This window comes from Campylobacter sp. RM16704, assembly GCF_000816245.1.
Classification (GTDB): domain Bacteria; phylum Campylobacterota; class Campylobacteria; order Campylobacterales; family Campylobacteraceae; genus Campylobacter_D.
Map to the genome: position 1 here is coordinate 1,066,897 of NZ_CP007769.1, position 13,405 is coordinate 1,080,301.

The 13,405-nt window shown below is 29.2% G+C and carries 13 protein-coding genes; 8 read left to right on the forward strand and 5 right to left on the reverse strand.

From position 1 onward, the window contains the following. Positions 1 to 7 precede the first annotated feature (7 nt). From CAQ16704_RS05520 to lepA, 7 genes are read left to right on the forward strand one after another with little or no spacing between them, the layout of a single operon-like run. Positions 8 to 904 carry a branched-chain amino acid ABC transporter permease gene (locus CAQ16704_RS05520; protein WP_039667251.1) on the forward strand — a complete coding sequence of 299 codons (897 nt, stop codon included), beginning with the start codon at positions 8 to 10 and terminating at the stop codon, positions 902 to 904. Between the two features lies 1 nt (position 905). After that, positions 906 to 1,937, forward strand: a complete 1,032-nt coding sequence (locus tag CAQ16704_RS05525; RefSeq protein ID WP_039667746.1) for a branched-chain amino acid ABC transporter permease — start codon at positions 906 to 908, stop codon at positions 1,935 to 1,937. Then, on the forward strand, positions 1,934 to 2,704 hold the full coding sequence (locus CAQ16704_RS05530; protein ID WP_039667252.1) for a high-affinity branched-chain amino acid transporter, ATP-binding protein: 771 nt from the start codon (positions 1,934 to 1,936) through the stop codon (positions 2,702 to 2,704). Before CAQ16704_RS05525 ends, CAQ16704_RS05530 begins: the two co-directional genes overlap by 4 nt. Further along, entirely contained in the window at positions 2,691 to 3,386 is a 696-nt protein-coding gene (locus CAQ16704_RS05535) for a high-affinity branched-chain amino acid transporter, ATP-binding protein (protein WP_039667253.1), read from the forward strand. The genes CAQ16704_RS05530 and CAQ16704_RS05535 overlap by 14 nt, the downstream gene beginning before the upstream one ends. A 4-nt stretch (positions 3,387 to 3,390) precedes the next feature. Next, complete coding sequence (gene ccsB / locus CAQ16704_RS05540; protein ID WP_039667254.1) at positions 3,391 to 6,621, forward strand: c-type cytochrome biogenesis protein CcsB; 3,231 nt, start codon at positions 3,391 to 3,393, stop codon at positions 6,619 to 6,621. Positions 6,622 to 6,633: 12 nt separating this feature from the next. Beyond that, positions 6,634 to 7,062: a hypothetical protein gene (locus CAQ16704_RS08570; RefSeq protein ID WP_052245016.1), complete on the forward strand. Its 429-nt coding sequence runs from the start codon at positions 6,634 to 6,636 to the stop codon at positions 7,060 to 7,062. A gap of 12 nt (positions 7,063 to 7,074) precedes the next feature. Further along, on the forward strand, positions 7,075 to 8,865 hold the full coding sequence (gene lepA, locus CAQ16704_RS05550; RefSeq protein WP_039667255.1) for a translation elongation factor 4: 1,791 nt from the start codon (positions 7,075 to 7,077) through the stop codon (positions 8,863 to 8,865). Positions 8,866 to 8,888: 23 nt separating this feature from the next. Here lepA and CAQ16704_RS05555 read toward each other — a convergent pair whose 3' ends face one another. Next, positions 8,889 to 9,509 carry a hypothetical protein gene (locus CAQ16704_RS05555; protein WP_039667256.1) on the reverse strand — a complete coding sequence of 207 codons (621 nt, stop codon included), beginning with the start codon at positions 9,507 to 9,509 and terminating at the stop codon, positions 8,889 to 8,891. A 264-nt stretch (positions 9,510 to 9,773) separates the two neighbouring features. Between CAQ16704_RS05555 and CAQ16704_RS05560 the strand changes: the two genes are divergently transcribed. After that, positions 9,774 to 11,108, forward strand: a complete 1,335-nt coding sequence (locus CAQ16704_RS05560) for an MATE family efflux transporter (protein WP_039667257.1) — start codon at positions 9,774 to 9,776, stop codon at positions 11,106 to 11,108. Here the strand turns inward: CAQ16704_RS05560 and CAQ16704_RS05565 are convergent. From CAQ16704_RS05565 to thiM, 4 genes are read right to left on the reverse strand one after another with little or no spacing between them, the layout of a single operon-like run. Continuing rightward, positions 11,089 to 11,727, reverse strand: a complete 639-nt coding sequence (locus CAQ16704_RS05565; protein WP_052245017.1) for a uroporphyrinogen-III synthase — start codon at positions 11,725 to 11,727, stop codon at positions 11,089 to 11,091. The two genes, CAQ16704_RS05560 and CAQ16704_RS05565, sit on opposite strands and share 20 nt — an antisense overlap. After that, the gene (locus tag CAQ16704_RS05570) at positions 11,727 to 12,017 is read right to left on the reverse strand and encodes a DUF77 domain-containing protein (RefSeq protein ID WP_039667259.1); all 291 of its coding nucleotides are present in this window, start codon (positions 12,015 to 12,017) and stop codon (positions 11,727 to 11,729) included. The genes CAQ16704_RS05565 and CAQ16704_RS05570 overlap by 1 nt, the downstream gene beginning before the upstream one ends. Further along, positions 12,014 to 12,634, reverse strand: a complete 621-nt coding sequence (gene thiE, locus CAQ16704_RS05575) for a thiamine phosphate synthase (protein WP_039667260.1) — start codon at positions 12,632 to 12,634, stop codon at positions 12,014 to 12,016. The genes CAQ16704_RS05570 and thiE overlap by 4 nt, the downstream gene beginning before the upstream one ends. Beyond that, positions 12,621 to 13,403: a hydroxyethylthiazole kinase gene (gene thiM, locus CAQ16704_RS05580; RefSeq protein WP_039667261.1), complete on the reverse strand. Its 783-nt coding sequence runs from the start codon at positions 13,401 to 13,403 to the stop codon at positions 12,621 to 12,623. Before thiM ends, thiE begins: the two co-directional genes overlap by 14 nt. Positions 13,404 to 13,405 lie beyond the last annotated feature (2 nt).

The window sequence follows — 13,405 nt, forward strand, 5'->3', positions numbered from 1 at the left end:
AGAGTCAATGGATAATTCTTTAATATTACAACAGATTATAAACGGATTTAGCTTAGGCAGTATGTATGCGCTTATTGCTATAGGCTATACAATGGTTTATGGTGTTTTAAGACTAATTAATTTTGCACATGGCGATATTATGATGGTAGGTGCATACGCAGCTTTATTTTGTGTTACAAGTATGAATGTACCTTTTTTGGGTGCTCTTTCTTTAGCTATGCTTTTTGCTGCAGCTTTGGGTATAGCTATAGATAAAATTGCCTATAAACCTTTAAGAAAAGCACCTAGAATTTCATTACTCATAACAGCAATAGGAATAAGTTTTCTAATACAAAATGTTTTTAATGTTTTATTTGGCTCTACTCCAAAATATTTCCCTGTTCCAAATTATCTTGAAACAGTATTAAGTTTTAATAGTCTTAGTATTAGTGTTAATAGTATTTTGGTTCCAATTTTAACTTTTTTTATATTATTAATAGTTTTATTTATACTCTATAAAAGTAAATATGGTATTGCTATTAGAGCTTTAGCTTTTGATATACATACTGTAAATTTAATGGGAATTGATGCAAATCGTATCATAGCTATTGTTTTTGCATTAGGTTCAGCTTTAGCTGCCATTGGTGGTATATTTTGGGCAGTTAGCTATCCTTCAGTTGAACCTAGCATGGGAACTCTTATAGGACTTAAAGCTTTTGGAGCCGCTGTATTAGGTGGAATTGGCTCTGTTGCTGGAGCAGTCTTAGGTGGATTAATCATAGGTTTTACAGAAGTAGTGGTGGTTGCTGTTTTCCCTGATCTTTCAGGATTTAAAGATGCTTTTGCCTTTATCTTTTTGGTATTAATTTTACTTTTCAAACCAACAGGAATTTTAGGCATAAATTTTGAAAAAAGTAGGTTTTAACATGATAACAAAAAAAATTATGCAATTAAGTTTTTTTATCATAGCACTTGCTTTTCTCTTCATCTCTCCTTATTTTTTTAACGATTATAAAATAGGAATTATAAGCAATATTGCCATTTTTATCATATTAGCAGTTAGCTATAATCTTATTAATGGAGTAACAGGTCAATTTTCACTAGAACCAAATGGTTTTGTAGCCGTAGGAGCTTATGTAGCTGCTCTAGTTTTACTTACAAGCGAAAGCAAAATTGATCAGTTTTCTTTAGAAGATCCTAGTAATTTTATTTTAATGATTCACTCTCCAAGCTTTATTGTAGCCTTACTTACTGCTGGTTTTTGTGCTATGCTTTTGTCTTTAATTTTAGCTTTTGCTGTATTTAGAGTTAGAGGAGATTACCTAGCTATTGTAACTTTAGGTTTTGGTATTATCATCAAATTAATGGCTATTAATTTTGCTTCTGTGACTAACGGTTCTTTAGGCTTAAATGATATTCCAAAACATACTACTTTGTATTGGAGTGGCGGAATCGCCATTTTTTCTGTAATAATTATTTTAAATATTGTTAGTTCTAAATTTGGCAGAGCTATGAAGGCGGTTAGAGATGATGAAGATGCTGCTTTAGCAATGGGTATTAATACTTTCAATATCAAAACACTTGCTTTTAGTACCTCGGCATTTTTAGAAGGTGTTGGGGGTGGATTACTAGCCTGTGCTTTAGCCTCAGTATCACCTGAACAATTTGATTTTTTATTTACCTTTCAACTTTTAATTATTATTGTTTTAGGAGGATTAGGTTCTACTACTGGTGCAATTATAGGAGCTATTTTAGTAATTGGTGGAAGCGAATATTTACGATTTTTAGATGAAAGTATGAGTATTTTTGGTTTTGAAACTCCAGCTATGCCTGGTCTTAGAATGGTAGTATTCTCAATTATATTAATATTAGTTATGCTTTTTGCCAGAAGAGGAATAATGGGAGATAAAGAATTAACAGACTTTTTATTTAAGTTTTCTAAAAGGAATAAAAAATGATTTTAGAACTTAAAGAAATCCGTAAAAATTTTGGTGGTGTTACTGCTATAGCTAATACTTCTTTTTCTATTAAAGAAAATGAAATTTTTGGTCTTATAGGGCCAAATGGAGCGGGTAAAACCACACTTTTTAATATTATCACAGGAAATTACAAACCAAGTAGTGGTAAAGTTTTTTTTCTAGGTAAAAAAATTGATCATTTAAAACCACATAAAATAGTTCATTTGGGTATAGCAAGAACTTTTCAAAATATTAGGCTTTTTTCAAGTATGAATGTTTTAGAAAATGTTTTAATTGGTTTTGATAAAAGCATTAAATATAATATTTTTGAAGCATTTTTACATTTAGGAAGATTTTCCAAAGCAGAAAAAAATGCTAAAAAAGCTGCTTATGAAATTTTAGAACAACTCAATATTGCACATTTGGCTGATGAAAAAGCTACAAACTTAAGTTATGGACAACAAAGAAAAGTAGAAATAGCAAGAGCTTTAGCAACTAAACCTAAACTTTTATTACTAGATGAACCTGCTGCTGGTATGAATTCAACTGAAAGTGATGATTTAGCTGAATTGATTTTTAATATAAGGGATAATAAAAATATTAGTGTTTTACTTATTGAACATGATATGAAATTTGTAAATAAACTTTGCGATAGAGTTATGGTGCTTGATTATGGTAAAACTATATTTGAAGGAAAACCTATTGATGCGGTACAAAACCCAGAAGTAATTAGTGCATACTTGGGAGATTTCAATGCTAGTTGTTAAAGATTTACATGTGTATTATGGTTTAATAGAAGCTGTTAAAGGTATAGATTTTACCATAAAAACAGGAAGCATAGTAAGCCTGATAGGCTCCAATGGAGCAGGTAAAACTTCTACACTTAATGCAATGCTAAATTGTGTTAAAAAAACTGGCGAAGTAACTTTTTTAGGCTATGATACTCAAAGACATTTACCACATACTTTAGTACAAAAAGGTATAGCTTTAGTTCCAGAAGGAAGAAGAGTTTTTATTAACCTTACCATAGAAGAGAATTTAAAAATTGGTGCTTTTAATAACGCAGAAAACTACGAACATTTAAAAAATCAAATGTATAGACTTTTTCCAAGATTAAAAGATAAAAAAAATGCGCTAGCAGGAACCTTAAGCGGAGGTGAAGCTCAAATGCTAGCTATTTCAAGAGCCCTTATGAGTGAACCTAAGCTTTTAATGCTTGATGAACCATCTCTAGGACTTGCCCCTAAAATTGTTGGAGAAGTATTTGATATTATTGTTAAATTAAAAGAAGAAGGTATCACTATTTTGCTTGTTGAACAAAACGCTTTTTCGGCTTTAAAAATAAGTGATTACGCCTATGTGCTAGAAAACGGAAAAGTCGCTATGCATGCACCAGCTAAAGATCTTATCGGCGATGATGAGATTAGAAAAAAATACCTAGGAGCCTGAACAAATGTTAAAACAAATTCTAGCCTTTGGAAATATAAAAATTTCTATTTTTTTATTTTTGATTTTTGCATTATTTTGTGCCTTAGCAACTTTTATAGAAAGTGCTTATAATACACCTACAGCATGGGCAATGATCTATGGCACAACTTGGTTTGGATTTATACAATTTATATTAGGACTAAATCTATTAATAGCTCTTTTTAAATATAAAATGTTTAATAAGAAAAAAATACCACTTTTAATTTTTCATATTTCATTTTTATTTATTTTATTAGGCTCTGCAATAACTAGATATATGGGTTTTGAAGGTAATTTGCATATAAGAGAAAATGAGAAAAACAATATAATTGAAACCTCAAAAAGCTATATATATATAGCAACACTAAAAAATGACAAAATTTATAGTGCATCAAAATCCGAATATATAGCAACTTTGCCTTTTGTGAATAATTTTTCTTTTGATTTGATAATGCCAGAAGAAAAAGCTAACATTAGCTATAAAAATTTAATATTAGATGCCAAAGAAATTTATATAGATGACAATGTGTCAGATCCTTTGCTTTCTATTATGATAACTCAAAACAATATTACAGAAGAATTTATACTTCATAAAGGAGATATAGAAAATATAAATGGTATTAATATTGCATTTTTAAATAATTCTGTCGCCAGTCCTTATATTAAAATTGATGAAAATCTAAATCTAACTTCAGATTTTGACTTAAAATATATGTCAATGAGTGATGGAAAAGAAAATATTTTAAAGGCAAAACAGCAAAGTTTAGCAAGTGAGCCAAGATTATATTCTTTTAATGATGTCAATTTAGTTGTAAAATTTGTTTCTTTGCATGGCAAAAAAACCTTAGAAGGTATAAATCAAGCTCAAGATGAAAATTTTTTTATTTGGTTTAAAAATAGTTGGATGGAATTAGGACGTAATGCTTTAATTTCATTATTTGGTGAAGCAAAATATTGGAATAATTCTTTACTAAACAACTTCAAAGACTTTGCCCAAACTACAAAATATATGCCAACACAACTTTCAGAAAATGCTATTAATGTTTTAAAATTAAATGTAACATATAAAGGAGAAAGTAAAGAAGTATTTTTAGCAGAATACAACTCTCCAGTTCGTATTGATGTAGCAGGACAACCTTTCTTTTTAAGATGGGGTCCCAAAGGAATAGAAATGCCTTTTGAAATGTATTTGAAAGATTTTGAATTAGAACGCTATCCAGGTTCAATGTCGCCTATGTCTTATGCAAGTTATGTTGAAATCAATAATAGTGATGAAAAATTAGACTATAAAATTTTTATGAATAATGTTTTAGATTATCAAGGATATAGATTCTATCAAAGTTCTTACGATCAAGATGAATTAGGGACTATACTTTCAGTAAATAAAGATCCAGGTAAAATCCCTACTTATATAGGATATTTTCTCCTTACTTTAGGGATGTTTTTAAATGTTTTAAATCCTCATTCAAGATTTAGAAATTTAGCAAAATTAATTAATCAAGATGCCTTAAAGAAAATTAGCTCTGCTTTATTATTTATTTTTTTAACTTTTAATAGTCAAAATATTTTCGCAAATGAACCTATTAAAGTAGATGAAAAACATGCCGAAGAATTAGCTTCTTTGGTAGTTCAAAAACCAGATGGGAGAATGGTTCCATTTAATACTTTGGCAATGGAAGTATTAGAAAAAATTTACAAAAATACAAACTATCAAAATCAGAGTGCGGAATCTACTATCATATCAATGATTTTTGATGGTAGTGCGTGGTATGATAAGGCTGTAATTTTTATGCCAAAAAGTCGTTTAGTTAATGAAGAAATTTCAAAAATTTTAAATATTCAACCAAGTGCTTATGCTAGTTTTAAAGATTTTTTTACAACAGACACTTATAAGCTACAAAAGTATGTAGAAAATGCAAATAGAAAAAATCCAAATCGTAGAAGCGTTTTTGACAAAGAAATTATCAAGCTAGACGAAAGAGTAAATATTCTAAATCTTATTTTTTCTGGTGAAATTTTTAAATTTATTCCATTGCAAAATAGCACAAACAATCAATGGATTTCACCTTATGAAGCTTTTATTGGATTAAAAGATGAAGAAGGTAAAGAAGTTAGATCAATGCTTGAAAACTATTTTAATGCTGTATCAAATTCTATTATACATAATAACTGGGATGAAGCAACAGCTAATCTAAATATAATAAAAAATTATCAAGATAAATATGGGCATGAGATTATGCCAAATAATACCAAATTGCAAACAGAAATATTTTTCAATAAAAGTCAAATTTTCGTAAATCTTGCTCCTCTTTATTTATTTGCCGGATTTTTACTTTTAGTTATTGTTTTTATAAAAATGCTTATGCCAAAAATTCGTATTGACTTTGTTTTTAAATGTGTTTATGTATTTAATATTTTTGCGTTTTTCATACACACTTTAGGTCTAGCTTTACGTTGGTACATAGCAGGTCGTGCTCCTTGGAGTAATGCTTATGAAAGTATGGTTTATATAGCATGGGCTTTATCATTATCTGGAATTTTCTTTTCAAGAAAAAGTCCTATAGCTCTTTCTTTAACTTCTATTTTAGCAGGAGTTACTTTAGGTGTAGCTCATCTTAGTCAAATGGATCCTCAAATTACCAATCTAGTTCCTGTTTTACAATCTTATTGGCTAACTATACATGTTTCAGTAATCACGGCTAGCTATGGATTTTTAGGCTTATGTACATTATTAGGAATTTTTGTTTTAATACTACTATGTATGTTAAAATCAAATGGCAAACACAATGAAAATATTTTAAGAAATATCACAGAAGCAACAAGAATCAATGAAATGGCCATGATTTTAGGCTTATGCTTACTCACAGTTGGAAATTTCTTAGGTGCTATATGGGCAAATGAAAGCTGGGGAAGATATTGGAGTTGGGACTCTAAAGAAACATGGGCTTTAATAAGTATTTTAGTTTATGCAGCTATATTACACATAAGATTAGTTCCAAAATGGGCAAATCAATATACTTTTGCAGTTTGCTCTATGTTTGCCTACTGGGTAATTATAATGACATATTTTGGAGTAAATTATTTTCTATCCGGAATGCACTCTTATGCAGCTGGAGATTCTGTAAAAATTCCTGATTATGTATATTGGAGTTTTATCTTCATGGTAATTTTAAGTCTTGTTAGTTATTTTAAAAAGTCTTATGCAAGAAAGATATAGGAAAATACAACAATGAATAATTTTATTTTTATTTTTTTAATCATTGCTTTAGTGGTAATTATTATATCAGGAATTTTTTTAGCATTGTTTTTTTCACATAAGGAAAAACATTCTAAAAATTCTAATACCAATCAAAGCAATTCTTTGATAAATAATATTGAAGATTTTATTTCTAAAGCAAATACAGCTAAAAATTCTCAAGAAATACAAAATTTAATTTTGCAATTTTTAAATTCACAAAAAATAAGCAACAACCCAAAAGATAATACCACAAAAAGGAAATTAGATTTCGTAAGTGCAATATCGGCTAATATTAATGCTACAGCAAAAAACATATCATTTTTAAATAATGAACTCAAAAAAAGATACAAAAGCCTTAGAAAAGAAATTGACACTTATGAACAAATAGGTTTAGCAAAAAGAAAAATGAAACATTCATAAAGGTAACTTTTGATGAAAAATATTAGAAATTTTTCAATTATAGCACACATTGATCATGGTAAATCTACTCTTGCAGATAGAATTATTAGCGAATGCGGAGCAATTAGTGATAGATTAATGAGTGCCCAAGTAATGGATACTATGGACATAGAAAAAGAACGTGGTATAACCATAAAAGCACAATCTGTACGCTTAAATTATAAATTAAACAACGAAGAATATGTATTAAATTTAATAGACACCCCAGGTCATGTTGATTTTTCCTATGAGGTTAATCGTTCTTTGGCAAGTTGTGAAGGAGCTTTACTTGTAGTTGATGCTTCTCAAGGAGTAGAAGCACAAACTATAGCAAATGTTTATATAGCCTTAGAAAATAACCTTGAAATTATTCCTGTAATAAACAAAATAGATCTTCCTTCAGCAGATATTGAAAAAGTAAAACACGAAATAGAACATATCATAGGAATTGATTGTTCTGAAGCAGTTTGTGTTAGTGCTAAAACTGGCATTGGTATAAAAGAGCTTATAGAGACTATCATCACAAAAATTCCTGCACCAAAAACTGACGATGAAGCACCTACTAAAGCTTTGATTTATGATTCTTGGTTTGATAATTATTTAGGCGCTTTGGCTTTAGTCAGGGTTTATGATGGAAGTATTAGTAAAAACGATGAAGTTTTAGTAATGAGTACTGATAAAAAACACCTAGTACAAGATCTTTTCTATCCTCACCCATTAAGTCCTATAAAAACTAAAAAAATTGAATCTGGTGAAGTTGGAGTTATAGTACTTGGACTTAAAAATGTAGCCGATGTTCAAGTTGGTGATACTATAACATTAACCAAAAATAGAGCAAAAGAAGCTATTGGTGGTTTTGAAAAAGCAAAGGCTTTTGTTTTTGCAGGGTTATACCCTATAGAGACAGATAAATTTGAAGATTTAAGAGATGCTTTGGATAAATTAAAACTTAATGATAGTTCTATTACCTATGAACCCGAAACCTCACTAGCTCTAGGATTTGGTTTTAGGGTTGGATTTTTAGGACTTTTACATATGGAAGTTATCAAGGAAAGATTAGAACGCGAATTCAACCTTGACTTAATAGCTACTGCGCCAACCGTTACTTATGAGATTTATCAAACAGATGGTGAAATTTTAAAAATTCAAAATCCTAGTGAATTACCACCAGTTAATAAAATAGATCACATTAAAGAGCCTTATGTAAAAGCTACCATCATAACACCTAGTGAATATTTAGGAAATTTAATTACTCTTTTAAATCGCAAGCGCGGTATGCAAGTTAAAATGGACTATATTACTCCTGAACGTGTATTGCTTGAATATGATATACCTTTAAATGAGATAGTAATGGACTTTTATGATAAGTTAAAGTCACTAACTAAAGGTTATGCTAGCTTTGATTATGAGCCTATTGAATTTAGAATAGGAGATCTTGTAAAACTTGATATAAAAGTAGCTGGAGAAAATGTTGATGCATTAAGCATTATAGTACCGAACGAAAAAGCACTAAGTAAAGGTAGAGAACTTGTAAAAGCTATGAAAGAAATAGTTCCTAGACAACTTTTTGAAGTTGCAATTCAAGCAAGCATAGGGAATAAAATCATAGCAAGAGAAAATGTTAAATCCATGGGTAAAAATGTAACTGCAAAATGCTATGGTGGAGATATCACAAGAAAAAGGAAACTTTTAGAAAAACAAAAAGAAGGTAAAAAAAGAATGAAAGCTATAGGTAAAGTTCATTTGCCTCAAGAAGCATTTTTGAGTGTTTTAAAAATAGATTAATCCCTAGATTACTAGGGATTAATCTACGCATTGATATCTAAAGAATTTCCACCCAACTCATTTATTTTTTGGGTTACTTTTTCAATAGCTTTATCAATAGTTTCATAGCTGATATCAGGAAGTTTGCCACCCCACATTTTTTCCGCTTGCGCAAATCCTGTTTTTAGACCTTCTAAACCTTTTTGAAGTTTTTCTACATCTTCACCAGCACCTTTTATAACAAAATCAGCCAATCTCTCAGAAGTTTTTGCCACGCCAAAATACCCATCTTCACTGATAAGCTCTTTTGCTTCATCAACGCTTAAACTAAGTAAATCCTTACCATCATAGCCTATAGCTTTAAAATCCACATTGGATAAAATAGATGATAATGAATCTTTAGAATGGATACCGCCAAATATTCCTGCTTGAGATAAGCTGTTTGAAGAACTCATGCTAAAAGCTTGTTGCATAAAGCTTATTGTGTAAAGTTCTGTTATCCCCTTACCACCTATACTAGCGAGCTTACTGAGTTTATCCTCGTCAATATTTTTTGTACTATTAGCACTTTTAGTATTGGCATCTTCAAGTTTTGTATTCGAATCAGCCTTCCTATTGCTAACTTGTGACTCCATAGCCACACGTGAATACGAATTTATTTGCATCCTTGCTCCTTTTATTTGTGGGTTTATTAAAATCGGTTAAAGAGTGTTAAATTTTATATTAAGCTAAAAATAAAGGCTTTTGTAATATAATATTAATATTATATTTATAGGATTTTTAGAATTTAGGTGATTTATGTTTTTCAAAGATTATTTTATTGAAATTTCAGACCCATATTTTAAAGATACTATAGAAGGTATTGAGTCTCTTTATTAGCTTTATTTTATTTAAATCAACAATAAAATAAATATTAATAAGGAAAACTTATGTCATTACACAATTTTTATACTAATATAAATCCTACTATCTTGTTTTATAAGTGCGCTTTGCCTAATATGGCAAGTGCTGCTTTTATATATCTTTATGTCATTATAGATGGAATATTTGTAGGAAGATATCTTGGCACAGATGCATTAGCTGCTATGAATTTAGTCATGCCCTTTATTATGATTAGCTTTGCTTTGGCTGATATGATAGCCATAGGATCTTCAGTTCAAATAGCTATTAATCTCGGAAAAGGAAAAATAGAAAACGCTAGACGTATTTTTTCTTTTTGTATAATACTCATTTTTGGAATTTCTTGTTTAATGGGAATATTAGGATTTTTTCTTGCAAAACCTCTTAGTGCTTTTATGGGAGCTGATGAAAATATACAAAATTTATCAACTGAATATATGCAGATATTTGCCATTTTTGCTCCATTGAATATGCTAGCTTTTGCTATGGATAATTATCTAAGAATTTGTGGGAAAACATTCTATAGTATGTTAGTTAATATCATAACAGCTTTAAGTAATATAGTTTTAGATTGGCTTTTTATAGTAGTTTTTGAATGGGGTCTTTTTTCAGCGGCATTAGCAACCTGTATAGGTATGTCTTTAGGAACTATTTTGGGATTTTTACCTTTTATATCCAAAGATTTGGTCTTAAAATTTAGAAAACCTATGATAAGATTTAAAATATTAAAAAATATTATTTATAATGGTTCTTCTGAATTTTTTTCTAATATATCAAGTTCTATTTATACCATTTTAGCCAACGCTATATTATTAAAAATATCTGGCAATCAAGCATTAGCAGCATTTTCTATTATACTTTATCTAAGCACCTTTACTTTTGCTTTAATTTTATCAATGTGTGAAGCAATGCAGCCTGCTATTAGTTATAATTATGGTTATAAAAATACACCAAGAATTCAAATGATTTTCAAAAGAATGTTTTTTGCATCTTGCCTACTTGGAACATTTGTTTTTGTTGTTGTATATTTTTATAATGATTATATAGTTTCTTTTTTCAATAAAAATAACAATGAAGAATTTGCAAATATAGCACAAAATGCACTTGCCTTGTTTTCTTTTTCTTTCCTACTTAGCTGGTTTGGAAAGCTTTGTGCCTCATTTTTTACTTCATTAGATAAACCTATACTCTCTTTGATTGTATCTATAACTCAAAGTTTAATTTTACCTTTTATGTTCATCCAAATTTTATCACACTATTTTGGATTAAATGGAGTTTGGCTTGCTTCTTTTATGAGCGAAACTTGCATAGTGCTTATTGCTTTTATTTTTTTATATAAAACCTTTAAGAATCTAGACTCTTAGCCAATTTTACACATGAGTTTAAATCCTGATCTTTGCAAATATATAAATTTGCAAAGTCTTTAAATTTTAAAGCTGTACTTTCGCCTATAACAACTACTTTATCTTCTTTTTTTAAAGAATAAAATTTAAAAAATTGCTCAGCATTAGAAGGTGCACTAAAAATAAAAACACTTGGATGGTGTAGCCTTAACTCATCTTTTTTTGGCTTTATTGCTACATTTTCATAAGCAATAACCTGTTTTAAACAAATATTTTTATTCAATAAATACTCATCAAGACCAGAACTAATTTTTTTAGCTCTTAAATAAATACATTTTTTGTTTTTAAATTCAGATAAAAATTCATTTGCTAGATTTTGTCCATAAGCTTTGCTAGGATATTTTACATTTTTAAAGCCAAGTTCTTTTGCAAAATCAGTACTTTTTTTGCCCACGGTATAAACTTTTATATCAAAGTCAATCTTACTCTTGCTATTCATTAAAGATTTTAAAGCATTTTTAGAGCTAATAATTAAACAATCAAACTCTTTCAAATTTATTTCAAAATTACAAAAATAAATTTCATTTAATTTTATAGTTTTAATTCCATCAAAGTATTCATTACCTATAAAATATACCACTATAAACGCTCTTTAACTGTTTTTATTTTATCTTTTATGGCATTTTTTCTATTCTTATAGCAATCAAATTTAGCGTTTATGTAATACCTTTTTGTATCCATACATTTTGAGGCTAAATGTAAAATTTTTAAAGCTTGTTTTATATTTTTACATTCTACGCAAGTTCCCATACTATGGAGTTTAAAATCTATATTTTTTTTCTGTAGCTTTTTTAAAATTTTAACCACCTCTTCTTTTTTAGAAATTTCTCCACTTATACTAAATATACTAAATTCCATCAAAACACTCATTTGTCAAACTCCGCAAATATTTTCTTTAAATTTGTAGTTGATAAAAAAGGATTGCTTGAATCCATTATAGCCCTAATAACTGCTATACCTTGAATTTTGCAATCTTTCAGCAAGAAAACATTATTTTCATCTATCCCCCCAATAGCCACCACAGGCAAAGGGCTTAAATTTGCAATTTCTTTCAAACCATCTACACCTAGTATTACACAATCTTTTTTACTAGGGGTGGCAAAAATTGCCCCTACTCCTATATAATCAGCCTCTTTTATGTTTTTAAGTTCATTTTTATGATTTATACTAATTCCTATAATCTTATCACTTCCCAAAAGCTCTCTAGCTTTTTTTAATGGTATATCCTCTTGCCCTATATGCACCCCACTAGCATTTACACCCATGGCTATATCTATTCTATCATTAACTATAAAAGGCGTATTATACGCATCACATAGCTTTTTTACCTTTAAAGCAAGATTATAAAATTCCAATGAACTTAGCTTTTTTTCTCTAAGTTGTAAAATACCTAAACCTGCTTTTAAAGAAGCTTCTATAATATTTAAAAATTCAACCTCACTTCTTAAACCCTTACTAGCAACAAGATAAACATCAAATGATTTCATATCTTGCCCTTTTTTTTACATCATCATCGCTTAAATTACTCAAAGCATCTAATAAATTTACTCTAAAACTGCCACTTCCACTAGAGCTTTCTTGAGCTATCTCACTTGCTATACCAAAACTAAGTAAAGCATATAAACTAGCTTGAAATTTATCTTCCAAAACGCCAGAAAATACTCCACACATAGATGCACACATACACCCAGCACCAGTAATTTTAGCTGCCATAGCAGAGCCATTGTATATTTTTGCAATTTTTTCTTCACTAATAATATAATCAATTTTACCTGTTATAGCTAATATACGTTTAGTTTTTGTAGCATATTTTTGAGCTTGTGTTAAAAAATCATCATTAATCACAAAAGTACTATCAACCCCTCTTGCTTTACCATCTAAACCTACCACACTAGCCATTTCTGAGGCATTAGCTTTTATAATATGAATGCCATCTAAATCAAGCAAACTAAAATTAATCTCATCTCTAGCACGACTTACTCCTAATGCAACTGGATCAAGAATTATAGGTTTATTTATCAAAGCATATTCTTTAGTAGCTTTTAACATAGAGTTAGCAATACTTTGATTAATAGTTCCTGTATTTAATACCAAAGCAGAACTTATTTTAGCAAAATCAGCTTGCTCTTCGTAAAAATCAGCCATAGCAGCACTTGCCCCCATAGCAATAGTAACATTTGCACAATCATTAACTGTAACATAATTAGTAATATGATGAATTAAAGGATTTTTTTCTCTTATTGTTTTTATAATCATTT